Genomic DNA, 17,017 nt, shown 5'->3' on the forward strand with positions numbered 1-17,017 from the left:
TTGGGGAGAACCAGCCTAACTGGCTGCAACAACAGCACGGTCATTTACTAATTTCCCATCTTCCATATAGACGATGCGATCGGCAATATCTAGAATGCGATTGTCATGAGTAACCAAGAGAATGGTACAATCCTGTTCTTTCGCTAGTTTTTGCATCAGGTTGACCACATCTCGTCCCGATTTACTGTCAAGGGCGGCGGTGGGTTCATCCGCTAAGACAATTTTAGGACGACCAACTAAAGCACGAGCGATCGCAACCCGTTGTTTTTGTCCCCCAGACAAATCATCAGGATAATAATTCAGGCGATGCCCTAATCCTACCTCCTCTAACATTTGGGCTGACCGGGTTTTCATTTCTGCCGGCGAAATATTATTATGCACTTCCAAGCCCATTCTGACGTTCTGGAGTACTGTCAGGCTACCGTGCAAGTTGTGCGCTTGGAAAATATAACCGTTATTGCGTCGCACCTGGGTAAGTTGTCCTGTACTAGCGCCACAAAGTTCTTGTCCCAATATCTGCAAACTGCCGGATTGGGCAGAACGCAAGCCCCCTGATAAGGTGAGAAGTGTAGTTTTACCAGAACCAGAAGGCCCAGTCATGATAATAATTTCGCCAGCGTTAATATCCAGGTTGATATCAAAGAGAACTTGCTTGCGGAGTTGACCATGACCAAAGTAATGGTCAAGATTTTTAACAGAGATGACAGGAAGCATACCAATTTTAGATTTTAGATTTTAGATTTTGGATTTTAGATTGGGAATTGAATAATTATCTTTATGCCCAATGCCCAATGCCCAATGCCCAATGCCCATTTTCTAAAACATATCTGCGGGATCAGCAGACTGTAATTTACGAGTAGCGATCGCACCAGAAATTATGCACATAATCATAGTCAGCGTTAATACCGTCAAGGCTCGTGCTAGGGTCATGTAAACTGGTAAATTGGTGGCCTTACGAGTTAAATGATAAAGTCCTAAAGGTGCGATCGCTCCTGGAATAAAGCCCAAGATTGCCAAAATTATCGCCTCTTCAAACACCACACCTAATAAGTAGAGATTGTTATAACCCATTGCTTTGAAAGTGGCGTATTCTTTCATGTGGGAATTCACATCTGTAGAAAGAACTTGATAGACGATAATCACGCCCACCATAAACCCCATTCCTACACCCAGGCTAAAAATAAACCCAATCGCTGTATTTTTTTTCCAATAATCTGTTTCAAATTCGATAAATTCTGCTTTGGTCAACACTTTAACATCATCATCTAGATGAGATTCTAAAGCTGCTTTCACCTGTTTTAGGTCATAGCCTGGTTCTAGTTGAACCAAACCTAAACTGACACTGCTGGCTTCTCGCTTCGGAAATAGCCGCAAGAAATTCTGGTCGCTGGTAATCAGATTCCCATCAGCCGCAAAGGAAGCCCCGATTGAAAATAAGCCGCTAATGGTAATCGTCCGGCGATCAATTTCAGTCGTCACAGGTTTCCCTTGTGCAACTTGAGCGATCGCTTCTTTATAATCTCCTCTGGAGGCGCGATCGAACAGGACTGTATCTGGTAGCTTCACCAGATTTATCTGGCTGTTCACATCCGCCAAATCAAATGCTGGCTTTTCAGGATTAATCCCAATAACTAATACAGATGTCTTTTGCTGTGTTTGGGGATTCTTCCAATCAACAATGCTGATATACATTGCTTCTGCTGACTTCACCCCCTGTACATCCATTGCCTGATACAGTCGCCGCCGCGTAAAGGTGGATGCATTTAACAGGTTACGGGCTTGAGGACTAACTAGGAAAATATCAGCCTGTATACTGTGGTGCAGCTTAGTATTACTTTCAAACAAGGCGGTCTGAAACCCTAGCTGCATGAACATGAGAACATCAGCGAAAGCAATGCCTCCCAATGCCACCAACAGACGGCTTTTTTCATGACTCAGTTGCAGCCATCCCAAGGGGGTTCGCTGCCGCAGTTGTTGAATAAATCCAATCATAGTTCAATCACCGCCTTTACTTGCAGATTGGTAAACTTGGCAGCTTTGGTGCTGGAAGCCTGATCTAGTCGCACATGAACTTCCACTACTCTGCCGTCAATATTGCTTGAGGGGTCACTGTTGATCAGATTTTGTCGCTGCACCTGCATCCCCAGCCAATCGACGGTTCCCTGTAATTCTCCGGGAAGGGAATCGCTAATTATCTTGACCGATTGCCCCGATCGCACTTTGTTAACATCACTTTGATAAACTTCTGCAACTGCATACATCTGATCGGTTCGACCTAGTTCCACAATCCCGTCATTAGAAACGGTTTCTCCAGCTCGTGTATTAATCTTCATGATTTGCCCCGCTTCAGGTGCGCGGACGTATGCCTGATCCAGTTGTGCTTGCATTTTTGCCACAGTAGCTTGAGCGCCCTCAACCTGTGCTTGGGCGTTTGCAACATCTGTAGGACGGACTTCAGCCGTTTGGTTAAGGGTGGCTTTGGCTTCGTTAATCTGTTGTTGCAAGCTAGCGAGGGTTTGGCTGCGGTTAGCTTTGGCTTCTTTAATCTGCTGTTCTAAAGTCGCAACAGTTCTGGTTTTGTTGGCTTGGTTTTCGATTACCTGCTGAGTAGAAGTTTCTGCACTCAAGCGTTTTTGATCGGCTTGCTGACTGGAAATTGCCCCTTCTTTATATAAAGCTTCGTAGCGTTGCACTTCTACTTGAGCGTTCCGCTTTTCGGCGGCGACGCGATCCACCGTTGCTTGTAAGCTTTGTCTTTGTCCTTGCAAATCTGCTTCTAGGCGATCAATTGTGGCTTGCTGGGTTTTGATATTTCCCTCTAGTTCGACTTGCAGACGGCTTACAGCAGCTTGCTTTGCTCCAATTTCTCCCTGTTTTGCTCCCGCTTTTACCTTGTCAAGGCTGGATTTGGCAACTTGAACTTGTTTTTGGGCTTCAACCAAACTTGCTTGCAAGCGATCGCGGCTATCCATAATTGCAATTACCTGCCCAGCTTTGACGCGATCGCCTTCTTTCACCAATAGTTTCTGAAGCAGACTCCCCTCAGTAGAAGAAGTTGCAGACAGTTTTATAACTTCTCCATTTGGTTCTAAGCGTCCCAATGCTGTGACTGTTTTGACTACTGGCTGAACAGCTACCGGCGCTATTTGCTTTTCATTAGCGGTAGCCTGAAACTTTAGCACCGTATAAACACTAGCTCCACCTATTGCCAAGGATGCAATTATTGCTAGTGTAGTGGGCGATCGCCAAAGATTTTGGGGAGACTTGAAATCCTCTAATTTCCAGTTTTGCACCATAGTGTTCACCTTTTCCCATTAGCAACTTATACTAAACTGTTCAGTTCAATTTATGCTAAACTAAACGGAGTAGTTTAGTCAATAGCCCAAAGCTAAAATTCTCAATTTCACAAACAGTAGGACTTACAGGTAACGGAAAATCGAACCACAGAGGCACAGAAAAGCCAGTGCGTTGCGGGGGTGGAGGAGTTTGTAGCAACTGGCGCGACACGGAGGAATAAGAGTTTGAGAGGTATTTTGCGTAAGTCGTGAACAGAATAAAGACGTAAGTCGCCTGAATTCTGACTCCTGAATTCTTATTCAATAAGTTTGCCCGGAGTTATGCACCAGAATGCTTGTCACAACTGGGATTAATGGCGTAGGGTATTTTGCAGCATCTATTAAAATTGTTTATAAGAGAGGATGATTAATAAATGGTACGGCTTAAAACTGACGAAGTTGATCGAGATAATTCTGTTGATAAAGTGGAGCAAATTCTGCAAGGGGCAATGCAGCAGTTCATGCAAAATGGCTATGCTGGTACAAGTATGGATCGGGTAGCAGTAGCAGCTGGTGTTTCTAAAGCGACAGTCTACAGCCACTTTCAAGATAAAGAAGGACTTTTTAAAGTACTCATAGAGAACTTGGCACATCAGAAGTTTAACTCTCTCTTTGGCATGGAACCTATGCAGGGAGAACCAAAAATCGTACTGCGCCAATTCGGAACCAAATTATTAGAACAGATGAATAACGACCAGGAACACTGTGCATTTTGGCGAGTGCTAATTGGGGAATCTGGTCGTTTTCCAGAATTAACTCAGATTTGTGTTCGGGCGATGATTAAACCAATGCTGGAAACGATCACTCAATACTTGGCTGCTCACCCGGAACTAAATATTACTGATCCAGAGGCAACAGCGAGGATTCTTTTAGGCACATTAGTTAATTTTCATGTGACTCAAGATGTGATGCATGGGAAGGATATTATACCAATGGAAAGCGATCGCTTAATTGATGCCTTGACACATCTAATCACCAATTGCGCCGATTGATTGGCTATATATCGGCGCTTGGCGCTTGTTCGGTGGTAAAGTCAAAATAATTCATAATTATAATCAGTGGTAGCTCACTACTCTTCACTGTCTTATTGACCACTAAATTTTTGATTTAGTCTGGGCTGCTGTACAGTGTCTTTAATTATGAATTATGAATTAGTAATTATTTGGTCAAATGCATCCTCCAGCGATCGCCAGATTAACTAGGCAGGAATAACTTGAACAATTAGTGAGCGTTTATCCAGTGACTGGACTTTACCTACTTGACTGAGATCATTTGCAATTCGGTCTAGCAGTTCTCCCGCTTGGTCACGATATTGATGTTCTCGGCCTCGTAAACGAATGGCAAACTTCACTGAATCGCCTTTACTCAACCACTGAACGGCTTTCTCAATGCGTAAATTGTAATCAGCCACACCCACGTTTAGACCGAACCGGACTTCCTTTACCGTGGGTCTAGCACTCTGGCTCTGACGTTTTTTCTTTTGATACTGAAGCTTGCCATAGTTGAGAATCTTGGCGATTGGAGCGTCTTTGCCTTCGGAGACTACAACTAAGTCAAGCTCTAAGCTTTCGGCTAGCTGTAGCGCCTCATTGGTGTCGATCAGACCACGATTGTTATTCTCATGGTCAATCAAGAACACATGAGGTGACTTGATTTGCGAATTAATCAGTTGCTTTTGGATTGCGATAATGAATTTCTCCTAATTGTTCAACACTTTACTTTGTAAGCAAGTAATGCTAATGCTAATTTAACACAACACTGAATCAGAGCAACTTTAACGACACAATGAATTGCAATCTGTTAGAATGCATAACTGCGGCACACGCTCTCAGTCTTGGCGCTACTGCCCATCCAGCCTTTCAATGATTTTTTATCCGTCCGCCTAAGACTGACGCCACCATTGGCGACAGGCCGATGTTATTTTTGGAGTTTTATGTCTTTTTCTACTCTCGGCTTGTCCAATGAAATTATCCGTGCCGTTACCGAGCGAGGGTACACCGAACCCACGCCAATTCAGATGCAGGCGATTCCTGCCGTCTTGTCGGGTAGCGATTTGCTAGCTGGGGCACAAACTGGCACTGGAAAGACCGCTAGTTTTACCCTGCCGCTCTTGCATCGGTTGTCGTCCGACAAGAGCAAAGGTACGTCTAATGGATACCCGCCGATCCGGGCGCTGATTCTCACCCCGACTCGTGAACTCGCCGCACAGGTGGAAGAAAGCGTGCGCGAGTACGGGAAGTATTTGAAGCTAAACTCGATGGTGATGTTTGGCGGAGTCAGTATTCATCTGCAAAAACAGCGTTTGAGGGGTCGAGTGGATATTCTGGTCGCTACTCCAGGGCGACTGCTAGACCACGTACAGCAGGGCACGGTGAATTTATCGCATATTGAGGTTTTGGTGCTGGATGAAGCAGATCGGATGCTGGACATGGGCTTTATTAATGATATTCGCCGCATCCTCTCACTCCTGCCCAAACAGCGACAGAATTTGCTATTCTTCGCTACCTTCTCGGACAAAATTAAAACACTGGCCGCCGGACTGCTCAATCACCCGACGATGATTGAGGTAGCACGCCGCAACGTTACCGCCGACACGATCGCACAGAAGGTTTATCAGGTAGACCGTGACAAGAAACGCCAATTACTTGCTCACCTGATTCGGCGAGATAATTGGTATCAAGTGCTAGTGTTCACTCGCACTAAATATGGCGCTGATCGTTTGGTGAAGCAGTTGGCCGAAGACCGCATTCAAGCACTGGCAATCCACGGTAATAAGAGCCAGCCGGTGCGTACCAACGCTCTGGCAAAGTTCAAGAATGGCAGCTTACAAGTACTGGTAGCGACGGATATTGCTGCTAGGGGTCTTGACATCAGCGAACTGCCCCATGTAGTCAACTTCGATTTGCCCAATGTACCGGAAGATTATGTTCATCGCATTGGTCGCACCGGTCGCGCTGGCGCATCAGGTGAAGCCGTATCGCTGGTGTGCGTCGATGAATACCCTCTATTGAAAGATATCGAAAAACTGATCGAGCAGCGCTTGCCGAGGGAAGTAGTCGCTGGTTTTGCGCTCAACCCCGACATTGAGCCAGAAGCAATCCCAAATGGACGGCAACACAGACCCAAGCCCGGAGGTGACAAGCGTCCGACTCGTACTGCTAAACTGTCACCACAGATATCAGCTAAAGGTAAGGCAGCGCCACCTGCCACCAATGGCGATAAACCTGGCGCTCGTTCCTCTGCATCCCGCCGTTCTGCTAAACGCGAGCGCTGATCTTCGTTCTTAGCCATTACCAAGAAATAAATTACCCCATCTGATGGGGTGGACAGCGTTCAACTGACTTGTACTGCACGTTATTGAAGTAGCGTTAAATACAAGTATTCTCCGCCTTTGCTTACTGGGCGGGCGAGATGCCATTGGTGTCAACTTAAGCCAAAACCCTTTTAAAACCTCATTTCCAGCCTCTGGCTGGAAATGCACCTCATTGCGGCTCTGCCGCAAGTCTTGAGGCGGCAGCCCTCTCGGAATGCATTCCCAGTCGGAGACTGGGAACGAGACAATCTCCTGTGGGTTTTGATACCTTTCTTTGATTTCTTCTGAAAAGCGTGCAGGACATAAATAAAAGTTAGGTTGGGCGTGAGTCCGAAACTACAACAACTCGGTGATGGAAAATAAGCGTTGTCGATCTATTTTCTGAAGCTTGATTTTTTCAGCGTAGAAAGCCTGATAATAAGATTGATACCGCTCTGGTTCAGTTTCTGGATCAGTTTGTTGCCATAGTTCCAAAAAGTGACGATAGCGTTTTTCCAGCATCACCAAATCCATGCAAGCGATCGCGGCTTGAACCACTTGCGGAGTCCGAGGTATTTCTATCTTCCATTTCTCGTTCAGATGAAACAGATGCGACACTAATCCCAAGTCTTCTGATAATTCTAAATATATGTTTTCCAGAGTTGAAATTAAATCTACCTGTTCCACTGGTGTATCTAAAATCTGTTGCCATAAAAATCGGTGATGGGAAAGGCTAAATTGCAAATCTCGCTCCTCTAGTTCGTCAATAATCGCTTGACGTTGTTCAGGACAATGCAAGTAAATTCGTAGTAATAACGCCTCTGCATGTCCTAAAAGGCTGCGTTCCGTAGGGAGTGGAGAGTGGGAAACTTTGCCATCTCCCCATGCTTTCTTCGCTGATACGGGCTTAGAGTATGTAGCCGCAGGGGGAGCAATTTGAGTTAACAGATTTTCGACTCGTAGGGGTATAAGTCTGGTATCTCCCAAGCTGAGTATTTCTGCACAGTAAGAAACGTAATAGTTGCGTGTATCGCTGTTAGCTATATTTTTAAGTAATTTGACTAATTGCTGAGTTACTTGTTGAAAATCAGTAGCCTGTTTTAAGTCGCGGTCTTTAATAATTTCTTGAATCTGCCAATCTAACCAAAGTGGCGCATTTTTTAGCAGTTCTCCATAATCTTCTGGAGTGTGGCTATGCAAATATTCATCAGCATCTTTACCATTGGGTAAATTGAGAATCTTTAGTTGAACTTCGCCTTTATATGCTAATTCGGCAATTTCACCGATCGCACGTTCGGTGGCATTGGTTCCGGCTTTATCAGCATCAAAGTTGAGTACTAATTGTTTCGATTCGGTGTAGCGTAATATTAACCGGACTTGTTCTAAGCTTAAGGCAGTACCGAGTGAGGCGACGGCGTTATTAATACCAACGGCGTGGAGAGCGATCGCATCAAAATATCCCTCTACCACCACCGCTTGATCGAGTTGAGAAATCCCACCTTTAGCTTGATCGAGGGCAAATAATGTTTTACCTTTACTAAAAAGTTCCGTTTCTGGTGAATTCAGATATTTAGGCTGTTCATCAGTCAGGGTTCTACCACCAAAGGCAATGACGCGCCCTTGCACATCGCGGATGGGAATCATCAAGCGATCGCGAAATACATCATAATAACCGCCTCCTTCCTTGCGTGGCTTAATCAATCCCGCTTTTTCCAGTATTTGCGCTGGGTAATGTTTATCTTCCACTAGATAACGATAGAGAGTTTCCCAACCTGCGGGGGCATAACCTAAACCAAATTGCTGTATAGTTTCTTCTTTGAGTTTGCGGTTAGATTGCAAATATTGAATTGCCTGTTGGCCTGGGGATTGTCTCAGGGCGTGTTGATAAAACTGTGCGGACGTTGCCAGAACTTCATACAACTGCTCACGCAAAGATAGCTGACGCTGTAATTCTTGGCGTTGTTCGGGTTCGAGAGTTTGCACAGGTACTTGGTAACGCCGTGCTAAATCCAGCACCACGTCAGGAAAAGAACGCTTTCCCAACTCCATCACAAACTTAATCGCATTTCCCCCAGCTTGACAGCCAAAGCAATAGTACATTTGCTTGGTCTGACTGACGGTGAAGCTAGGAGATTTTTCGTCATGGAAAGGGCACAAACCGACAAAATCCTTTCCACGTTTACGTAAAACGACGTATTCCGATACGACATCTACAATATCAGCCCGTAGTTTAACTTCCTCAATTGTGTCTGGGTGCAAGCGGGGGATTTGCATATATTAGTCATTAGTCATTGGTCATTGGTCATTGGTCATGAACTTTGAAAAAAGGACAAAGGACAAATGACTTTGGGCTTCTGATGGCTATTATATTCTTGTTGCTAGACGAAGAATGATGTATAGAATTGCTTACACTTAATTTTATCAGAGGAAATACTGAAAATGGGACGTATTTTTATATCAGCGGCTCATGGAGGCAAAGAAACTGGAGGAATCGATCCAGGTGCGATCGCAGGTGGTACAAGTGAAGCTAAAGAAATGATTCTGCTGCGAGATTTAATTGTCACGGAACTGAGAGCGCGTAATCTGGAAATTTTGGCGGTTCCTGATGACTTGAGTGCCGCCCAAACTATCGCCTGGATTAATTCCCGCGGCCGTCGGGGTGATATCGCCTTAGAAATTGAATCTAATGCGGCTAACAGCCCTTCTGTGCGTGGGGCTAGCGTCTTCTACATTGCTAATAATAGCGATCGCAAGAGCAATGCTGAACAGTTACTAATCGGGTTATTGCGCCGCGTACCCCAATTACCGAACCGGGGAGTCAAGCCAGATACAGATAGTGGATTGGGTAGTTTAGTATTCTGTCGCCAGACAACGCTTCCAGCTTTGGTGATGCAAGTGGGGTTTCTCAGCAATCCAGAGGATCGGGCTTTGCTGCAAACTCGTCGCCGCGATTTTGCTTTGGGAATTGTCGATGGACTGGTAACTTGGAGTCGTGTGATTGACCCCACTCCTGGAACTCCAGCAGAACCAAATTATCCGCCCATTAATATTAATATTAATGGGCAAAGTTACTCAGAGCAAGGAGTTTTAGTTAATGGTAATGCTTACATCCCCATTGATTTAGTAGACCTTCTACGGATTGACCTTTCAAAAGCAGCTAATGTCAATCGGATTACCTATCACAAAGTAGTTTATGTCAAAGCGATCGAACTGCGAGATTTTAATGTTGCAGTCAGTTGGGATGCTGCAACTAGTACTGTCAGCTTGCGATCGAATTTGATAGTTTGCCCTGGTCAATTTGAGCGGGTGATGTCGAAGGGTAATACTTCAGAAGTACAGTTACAATTATTCCTCAAAAACAATAATGAAAATGCTTTGGTAAAGTTTCCTGACATCCCAAAACTTTATCGTGAAGAAGCAGGTATAGAGGGAGTGAACTATGATATTGCCTTTTGCCAAATGTGTGTAGAAACTGGATTTTTACGGTTTGGTGGTGATATTAAACCTGAGCAAAATAACTTTGCCGGCTTAGGTGCGATCGGTGGCGGTTCGGAGGCTGCATCTTTTGCAAGTGCCAGAATTGGAGTGAGGGCGCACATCCAACATTTGAAAGCTTATGCCAGTTTAGAACCTTTGGTACAAGAAGTAGTAGATCCCAGGTTTCGCTTTGTCACACGCGGGATTGCACCATTAATTGATCAGCTATCAGGGCGGTGGTCAGCAGATTTGGATTATGGTACGAAGATTTCAGCAATGCTCAAACGATTATATGAATCGGCAGGACTTCTTTGAGTATGGGAGCATCCCAGTTTGAACATAGCACCTTCTGTCGTGCCTTGTTACAGGTCAATTACGAGGATGTTATTAACCCTTCATTTGTATGAAGGGTTTTAAAATTAAGTTTCACTTACCCTGAATATGGAGCGTGCCTTGCCAAGTTATTTAAAATACAACCAGTCTGCGGAGAAACGATGGGGTTGGATGGCAAGGTCATCAAAGGTTCATATTCAATCGAAGAAGATAATCCAAATTCCCATTCCCACCCAGCAATAATGTTAGTTAGCAAAGTTTTGGGTGGGTGCGCTTATATTTGATGTACATCAATCGCCGTAAAGCTTTGGAGTTTCGCACTACTGACTAGTCTAAACTCCAGTAGAGTTGCGATACTTGCATTTTATAAATCTCTATGCAAAGATAAGTTTGCACAAATTACTGCAAATCGATAGGTTTACAGTATTTAAATAAATGTTAATAGTATTTTTAGTTATTTGAGCGCAAATTATGATATCTAGCCATGTCAATTTGCCCAGAAATAACTAGAACACAAATCAACTTTTAGTCGTTGAAGTCGCCAATGATCAACTGACTACGCCATCACCAATCAAATAGGATGTCAGAAGATGTTTCCGAAATCTTTGTTCACATAGCATCTATTTAATATTATTTTCTTTAGCTCGATAAAAAAGGGCTTGAAGAAGATATCCGATGAAGCAGCATCATAAATAAGATGTTTGAAATATTCTCGAATGAGTTCAGAAATCAGAATTTAGACGATTTTCTGGATTTCATATTCAATCAATGTATTGCTGGTTTGAGAACCTGAGATTTCAGATATCTAACCAGTAAAATCCTTGCTAGTAATCTCATCTGGCATTTTTGCAGAAGTATTGTCAGAAATATTTCTGCGGCTTTTTATGTTCTCTAGTCAGTTCTTTCGCTTTTAAGGTTGAGGAGTCATGTCGATTGTTCGCTGGAATTCTAGATTTACATTCTGGTTACTTTTTTTGCTAGATATCTCAATTATCTTAGTTATGAATCCGGCAAAAAGTCAGGCTAATATACCTGAATCTACTGCATCTACTGTGAGTAATACCACCCTTGTTCCAGCTTCTGGGCAGTCGCCTGTATTTTTTGCCGATCGCAACAATTCTGTAGTTGAGCAAGTTACGCCTGTTTCACAATTACTCTCACCAGTACCTAAGACTAGCGCTAGCCCAGTCAGCAACCATCAAGTGCGATCGCTAGATGATAATGCCGCAATGGGGCAGGTAAATTCTGTTTCACAGTTATCAGATATCAAACCTACTGACTGGGCGTTTCAAGCTTTGCAATCTTTAGTAGAACGGTATGGTGTGATTGCAGGCTACCCCAACCAAACCTTTCAGGGGAATCGGGCAATGACTCGTTACGAGTTTGCGGCCGGACTAAATGCAGCGCTGGTGAGAATCAATGAACTGGTGAGTGCGGGAACCAGCGATTTGCTCAGAAAAGAAGATTTAGAAACATTGCAAAAACTCCAAAATCAATTTGCGCCAGAACTAGCCCAACTGCGGGGGAGGGTGGATTCGTTGGAAACACGAACAGCAGTTCTTCAAGCACAGCAGTTTTCCACCACAACCAAACTCGTTGGTGAAGTTGAGACTGTGATTGGAGGGATTGTGGCAGGCAATAACGTCGTCACCAAGCAACCCGCACCTCACAACTTCACATTTCAAGACCGGGTTACTTTGCGGTTAAACAGCAGTTTTAACGGCACAGATCAACTACGGGTAACCTTGGGGGGAGGAAATATTGCCTCTTTAGGAGGAACAAGAAGTGGAATACTTGGAACCAGTGATGGTAAAACTTCTGATAACGCCAGTCCATTATTCCCCAACAATCAATTTACAGTCACTGGCCTCCGCTATCGTTATTTACTTGGTAGTAATACTGCAATTAACGTTTTTGCTCAGTCTGATGGAGCCTTTGAACTAGGCTTGAGCGGAAGCATCAACCCGTATTTTGAAGGGTCAGCAGCTAATGGGATCTCACGATATTCGCGGCGAAATATGGTCTATGACTATGGAGATACCGGAGCCGGAATCGCCATCCTTCATAACTTTAGTAAACAGCTGGAATTAGGGTTGGAGTACACCTCGATTAACGGTAACAATCCGACAGAGAATAATGGCTTATTTGAAGGCAGGTATGTAGCTCTAGGACAATTACTATACAGCAGCCCCAAGAAGAATTTCCGGGTGGCTTTAACTTACGCCAATACTTATAGTCCACCAAACACTACAGGTCTCAGTGGCACAAACTTCGGCCCAGCCATCGGCAGTAACTTAGCAAACAGCACCGTGGCTGGAAGAGCAACTTTAGGAAATCTTTATGGTGCAGAAGCGTTTTATCGGATTAATCCATCTCTGGCAGTAAATGGATGGGTAGGTTATTCCGCGCACCGTTACTTGGGAAGCGGTGATGCAGATGCCTGGGACTGGGGTGCCGGACTATCATTTCCCGATTTATTCCAAAAAGGTAGTTTGGGAGGTATTTTTGTGGGCATGGAGCCAAAGTTGACTAGTCTGAGTAAGAATGTGAATTTAGGTAATGGCCTTGGTCAAGTAGACAAAGATACCTCCTTACATATTGAAGGCTTTTATCAATATCAAGTCAATGATAATATTGCAATCACGCCCGGTGTAATATGGATTACTGCACCTGACTTTGATGCTAGCAATCCTGATAGTGTAGTTGTTTGGCTCCGCACTACCTTCAAGTTTTAACCTGAAAAAACTATAGCGGTTCCCGCATGGTTAAGGTACAGAAAGAAATAATTAACCACAAATAAACAGATCAGGCTTCCTTAGATCAGAACTTCTCCTATGGTCGCCGCTGCGCTGACCACGTTTGCGATCGCAAAGGTGGTCAGCTTCAGACATCAGGATGTCGTAAAGTTGTTGTAAACTTGATCGCAATTAAGAAGACAGACCGTGATCGTCCCATCAAGCAGTAGAGCGTTCGTAGCAAGTCATAACAGTAGTTTGGGGTTTACCAGCCTCGCAAAACTATCAAGTGGAAACTTGCTTGCAGAAGTGGATCTTCATCGGGCTGTAGTAAGTTTAAAGCTAAGGCAAGACAAAAAAGGGTCAATGGGTCAGTTTTTGACTCCCGCATCAGTAGCCCAATTAATGGCTGGGATGTTTAATCGGCTGGATTTGCCTGAAATATCCTTGCTTGATGCTGGAGCGCGAATCGGTTCATTACTAGCCGCTTTTGTGGCAAAAGTATGCCAGCAGCGAAAACACACGTCAAGTTTGCGCGTTGTAGCCTATGAAATTGACCCTTTTCTAATTGGATATTTGCATCAGACTCTAGAGTTATGTAAGAGGGAATGTGAAGATGTGGGTATTTCCTTCAATTACGAAATTCGTGAGACTGATTTTATCGAAGATGCAGTCAGGCTGCTTCGGGTTGGTTTATTGAATAGTGCGATGCCTACGGCGGTAAACTACGCAACAGAATTTACCCATGCTATCCTCAACCCGCCTTATTTAAAAATCAATGCTCATTCCCAGGTGCGCGAATTGCTGCGTTCCATCGGTTTGGAAACTAGCAATCTTTATACTGGTTTTATGGCTGCTACAGCGCAACTTTTAAAACCAAGTGGGGAGTTTGTAGCGATTACCCCGCGCAGTTTTTGTAATGGGCCTTATTTCCGTGACTTCCGCAAGATGTTTTTAGAGACGATGGCTTTACAGCAAGTACATCTTTTTGAGTCGCGGCAAGAAGCATTTAGTGACGATGATGTTCTGCAAGAAACTATCATCATCCAAGCTACAAAACAAAGGCAAAAATCTAGCAACGTCATCATCAATACCAGTTTTGATGCTAATGATGACTTGTTCATGTCACACTCTTTACCATATACAGAGTTAGTTCACCCCGATGATCTAGAGCAGTTTATTCATATTATTCCAGATAAGATTAGCCAGCAAATTGTTCAAAGAATGGAACTTTTTACCTGTACGTTGAAAGATTTAGGGCTAACAGTTTCAACCGGACGGGTAGTAGATTTTAGAGCTAAAGATTATCTAAGGACAAATCCAGAAAACAATACTGTTCCTTTAATTTATCCGTTGAATTTATCGAATGGATATGTAGAGTACCCAAAAATAACCAAAAAACCCCAAGCAATAGTTCATATAAAAGAAACAGCGAATCTTCTGATCCAAAATGAGCATTACGTCTTATGCAAAAGATTTTCATCGAAAGAAGAGAAAAGGCGTGTTGTTGCGGTGGTTTATGATGCCAACCAATTTAATTATGCCTATGTCGGCTTTGAAAATCACTTGAATTACTTTCACAAAAATGGGCGTGGACTTAGTATTACCTTGGCTCGTGGGCTTGCTGTTTATCTCAATTCAACCCTAGTTGATGCTTTTTTTCGGTTGTTCAATGGGCATACTCAGGTCAATGCAACAGATTTGCGAAAATTAAAGTACCCTAATTTGTCACAGTTATTGTCATTAGGGACGGGGATTAAAGAGCAGTTTCCTTCTTTGCGAGAAATTGATGAACTTATTGAAAATCAGCTACTGAGTATGTCGAATCTGTCAGAGAATAATCCAATTGCAACTAAGTCTCGAATTGATGAAGCGCTGCAAATCTTGACACAATTGGGCTTTCCACGAGGACAGCTTAACGAACGGTCAGCTTTAACTCTCTTGGCGTTGCTTAATTTAAAACCGACAGACTCTTGGCAATTAGCAATTTCCCCTTTGATGGGAATTACGCCGATGATGGACTTTATGGATCAACATTATGGCAAAACCTATAAGCCCAACACACGGGAAACAGTTCGCCGCCAAACAGTGCATCAATTTTTGGATGCAGCTTTGATAGTTGCTAATCCAGATAATTTAAGCCGCCCTATCAAATATCTATTGCAGGCTTACCAAAGAGAAAAGAAGCAAACTTCCTGAATATACAGCATAATTAAGGTATCTGTGTAACATTTATAGCGCTAAATTAGGCTGTTTAAAAAAATCGAATTAGACATCTGGTGAAAGGGAACTCTTAACTTTTAACAGGGAAAATTAAGCCAGACACTTGGGGATTGGGTTTCAACCTACCTTGGGATACAAGGATTTTTTCGCCCACGAGGGACGAAGTACGGCTTAAAACCTTGCAACTCTACAAGACGCTACCGCGAACGGGGCTAATTCTCTCTTTTCTGTTAAGAGTTCCCTATTAAGAGTTCCCGCCCCGTTGGCGCAGCCTCTCGTAGAGAAGGGGATGGGTGAAAAAGAGACGTAGCAGTGCTACGTCTCTACAAGGGTTCTGGATAACGTATATTTAATTTCTGGAGATGTCTATTCAACTCTATGGTTAATCAATGGGGTCAGCGCCGATCGCACCAAGAGCTGCTTTAGCGATCGCAATATCCTGCTCAACGGTGCCACCACGATTATTAACTCGCTACTCCAACTGTTTGCCGTTCTCGCCGCGCGACTTCTGCACGTACTAAAGGAATGACATCACGCCCATAAGCGATCGCATCCTCTAGGGGATCAAAGCCCCGGATCAACAAGGTAGTCACACCTGCATCGTAGTAATCAACTAAAGCCTCTGCCACTTGTTCTGGTGTACCCACTAGAGCTGTGGTGTTACCTGCCGCACCAGTAGCTGCTGCGATCGGTGTCCAGAGACGTTTATCGTAAACCTCATTTTTGGCTGCAAAATCCAGCAGACGTTGTGACCCTACCGCCTGGGGTCTAGCTGGGGCAGCTACTTTCGCCCCTCCTCGCAACTCTTGAATTCGCCCTAAAATGCTATGTGCCTTCTCCCAAGCCTGTTGCTCTGTAGCACCAAGAATTGGTCGCAGAGAGACGCTGAAGCGAATGGAACGACCGGGTGGTAAGGCAGCACGTACCTCTGCTATTCGTTCTTTAACTGCGGCAATTGGCTCACCCCACAAGGCGTAGACATTACTGTGTTTGGCTCCTACCTGTACGGCTGGGCCAGATGCACCACCAAAGTAAAGTGGGATGTGGGGCTTTTGCAGCGGCTTAATCGCAGAGAAAGCATCCTTGAGGTGGTAAAATTCGCCTTTGTAATCAAAGGGAATGTCGCTTGTCCAGACACGACGAACAATTTCTAAATATTCATCGGTGCGGCGGTAGCGGCTGTCATGATCCAGCCAGTCGCCATCTTTTTGCTGGTCAGCATCACTACCACCGGTAATGATATGTATTGCGATCCGACCGTTGGTAAAATGGTCAAGGGTCGCTGCCTTGCGAGCTGCCAGGGTTGGTGCGACAAACCCCGGACGATGAGCAATTAAAAAGCCCAATCGCTCGGTTGCTGAAGCCGCAAAACTAGCAATGGTAAAACCATCAGGGCTACTAGAACTATAGCCAATCAATACTTTGTCAAAGCCTCCTTCTTCATGGGCTTTGGCAAATTCACGAACATAAGCTGGATCAATGATGTCATCGCCCAGAGAGCCTGATGCACTATTTAATTCCGAAGTCGGTTTTGTCCGAATCAATCCAATAAATTCAACTGGCATAATTAATTCTCCTAAAAATGTTGGGAGTGGGGAGTGGGGAGTGGGGGGATGAGGAGC

General features: G+C 44.3%; 11 protein-coding genes. 5 read left to right on the forward strand and 6 right to left on the reverse strand.

The window, feature by feature from the left end; translation table 11 throughout:
* Nucleotides 1-15: 15 nt before the first annotated feature.
* From HWQ41_RS06300 to HWQ41_RS06310, 3 genes are all read right to left on the reverse strand, one after another.
* Complete coding sequence (locus tag HWQ41_RS06300) at nucleotides 16-714, reverse strand: DevA family ABC transporter ATP-binding protein (protein ID WP_292760749.1); 699 nt, start codon at nucleotides 712-714, stop codon at nucleotides 16-18.
* A gap of 102 nt (nucleotides 715-816) precedes the next feature.
* Nucleotides 817-1,992, reverse strand: coding sequence for an ABC transporter permease DevC (gene devC / locus HWQ41_RS06305; protein ID WP_292760751.1), 1,176 nt, complete (start codon nucleotides 1,990-1,992; stop codon nucleotides 817-819).
* Nucleotides 1,989-3,296 carry an ABC exporter membrane fusion protein gene (locus HWQ41_RS06310; RefSeq protein ID WP_292760752.1) on the reverse strand — a complete coding sequence of 436 codons (1,308 nt, stop codon included), beginning with the start codon at nucleotides 3,294-3,296 and terminating at the stop codon, nucleotides 1,989-1,991. The genes devC and HWQ41_RS06310 overlap by 4 nt, the downstream gene beginning before the upstream one ends.
* Nucleotides 3,297-3,709: 413 nt before the next feature.
* On the opposite strand from HWQ41_RS06310, the gene HWQ41_RS06315 reads away from it, so the two are divergent.
* Nucleotides 3,710-4,327 (forward strand): TetR/AcrR family transcriptional regulator, encoded by a 618-nt coding sequence (locus tag HWQ41_RS06315; protein WP_292760754.1) that lies wholly within the window; start codon nucleotides 3,710-3,712, stop codon nucleotides 4,325-4,327.
* A gap of 206 nt (nucleotides 4,328-4,533) precedes the next feature.
* On the opposite strand, the gene infC is transcribed toward HWQ41_RS06315, so the two are convergent.
* Nucleotides 4,534-5,025, reverse strand: coding sequence for a translation initiation factor IF-3 (gene infC / locus HWQ41_RS06320; RefSeq protein ID WP_292760771.1), 492 nt, complete (start codon nucleotides 5,023-5,025; stop codon nucleotides 4,534-4,536).
* A 243-nt stretch (nucleotides 5,026-5,268) separates the two neighbouring features.
* Here infC and HWQ41_RS06325 point away from each other — a divergent pair, with 243 nt between their 5' ends.
* Nucleotides 5,269-6,609 (forward strand): DEAD/DEAH box helicase, encoded by a 1,341-nt coding sequence (locus HWQ41_RS06325; protein ID WP_292760756.1) that lies wholly within the window; start codon nucleotides 5,269-5,271, stop codon nucleotides 6,607-6,609.
* Between the two features lie 375 nt (nucleotides 6,610-6,984).
* On the opposite strand, the gene dnaG is transcribed toward HWQ41_RS06325, so the two are convergent.
* Nucleotides 6,985-8,901 carry a DNA primase gene (dnaG, locus tag HWQ41_RS06330; protein ID WP_292760757.1) on the reverse strand — a complete coding sequence of 639 codons (1,917 nt, stop codon included), beginning with the start codon at nucleotides 8,899-8,901 and terminating at the stop codon, nucleotides 6,985-6,987.
* A 165-nt stretch (nucleotides 8,902-9,066) separates the two neighbouring features.
* Between dnaG and HWQ41_RS06335 the strand changes: the two genes are divergently transcribed.
* The 3 genes from HWQ41_RS06335 to HWQ41_RS06345 all read left to right on the forward strand — a co-directional run bounded on the left by HWQ41_RS06335 (nucleotide 9,067) and on the right by HWQ41_RS06345 (nucleotide 15,371).
* Nucleotides 9,067-10,419, forward strand: coding sequence for an N-acetylmuramoyl-L-alanine amidase (locus tag HWQ41_RS06335; RefSeq protein WP_292760759.1), 1,353 nt, complete (start codon nucleotides 9,067-9,069; stop codon nucleotides 10,417-10,419).
* A 944-nt stretch (nucleotides 10,420-11,363) separates the two neighbouring features.
* Entirely contained in the window at nucleotides 11,364-13,172 is a 1,809-nt protein-coding gene (locus HWQ41_RS06340) for an iron uptake porin (RefSeq protein WP_292760761.1), read from the forward strand.
* A gap of 366 nt (nucleotides 13,173-13,538) precedes the next feature.
* Nucleotides 13,539-15,371: an Eco57I restriction-modification methylase domain-containing protein gene (locus HWQ41_RS06345; RefSeq protein ID WP_292760762.1), complete on the forward strand. Its 1,833-nt coding sequence runs from the start codon at nucleotides 13,539-13,541 to the stop codon at nucleotides 15,369-15,371.
* A 488-nt stretch (nucleotides 15,372-15,859) separates the two neighbouring features.
* Here HWQ41_RS06345 and HWQ41_RS06350 read toward each other — a convergent pair.
* A partial coding sequence (locus HWQ41_RS06350) for an LLM class flavin-dependent oxidoreductase (protein WP_292760764.1) occupies nucleotides 15,860-17,017 on the reverse strand: 1,158 nt, incomplete at its 5' end.

This window comes from Nostoc sp. NOS(2021) (assembly GCF_017115025.1).
Classification (GTDB): Bacteria; Cyanobacteriota; Cyanobacteriia; order Cyanobacteriales; family Nostocaceae; genus Nostoc.

What these genes read in the sequence shown, in the direction of transcription:
- HWQ41_RS06300 (WP_292760749.1), bottom strand. Translation starts at nt 714, where the DNA reads ATGCTTCCTGTCATCTCTGTTAAAAATCTTGACCATTACTTTGGTCAT.
- devC (WP_292760751.1), bottom strand. Translation starts at nt 1,992, where the DNA reads ATGATTGGATTTATTCAACAACTGCGGCAGCGAACCCCCTTGGGATGG.
- HWQ41_RS06310 (WP_292760752.1), bottom strand. Translation starts at nt 3,296, where the DNA reads ATGGTGCAAAACTGGAAATTAGAGGATTTCAAGTCTCCCCAAAATCTT.
- HWQ41_RS06315 (WP_292760754.1), top strand. Translation starts at nt 3,710, where the DNA reads ATGGTACGGCTTAAAACTGACGAAGTTGATCGAGATAATTCTGTTGAT.
- HWQ41_RS06325 (WP_292760756.1), top strand. Translation starts at nt 5,269, where the DNA reads ATGTCTTTTTCTACTCTCGGCTTGTCCAATGAAATTATCCGTGCCGTT.
- dnaG (WP_292760757.1), bottom strand. Translation starts at nt 8,901, where the DNA reads ATGCAAATCCCCCGCTTGCACCCAGACACAATTGAGGAAGTTAAACTA.
- HWQ41_RS06335 (WP_292760759.1), top strand. Translation starts at nt 9,067, where the DNA reads ATGGGACGTATTTTTATATCAGCGGCTCATGGAGGCAAAGAAACTGGA.
- HWQ41_RS06340 (WP_292760761.1), top strand. Translation starts at nt 11,364, where the DNA reads ATGTCGATTGTTCGCTGGAATTCTAGATTTACATTCTGGTTACTTTTT.
- HWQ41_RS06345 (WP_292760762.1), top strand. Translation starts at nt 13,539, where the DNA reads ATGGGTCAGTTTTTGACTCCCGCATCAGTAGCCCAATTAATGGCTGGG.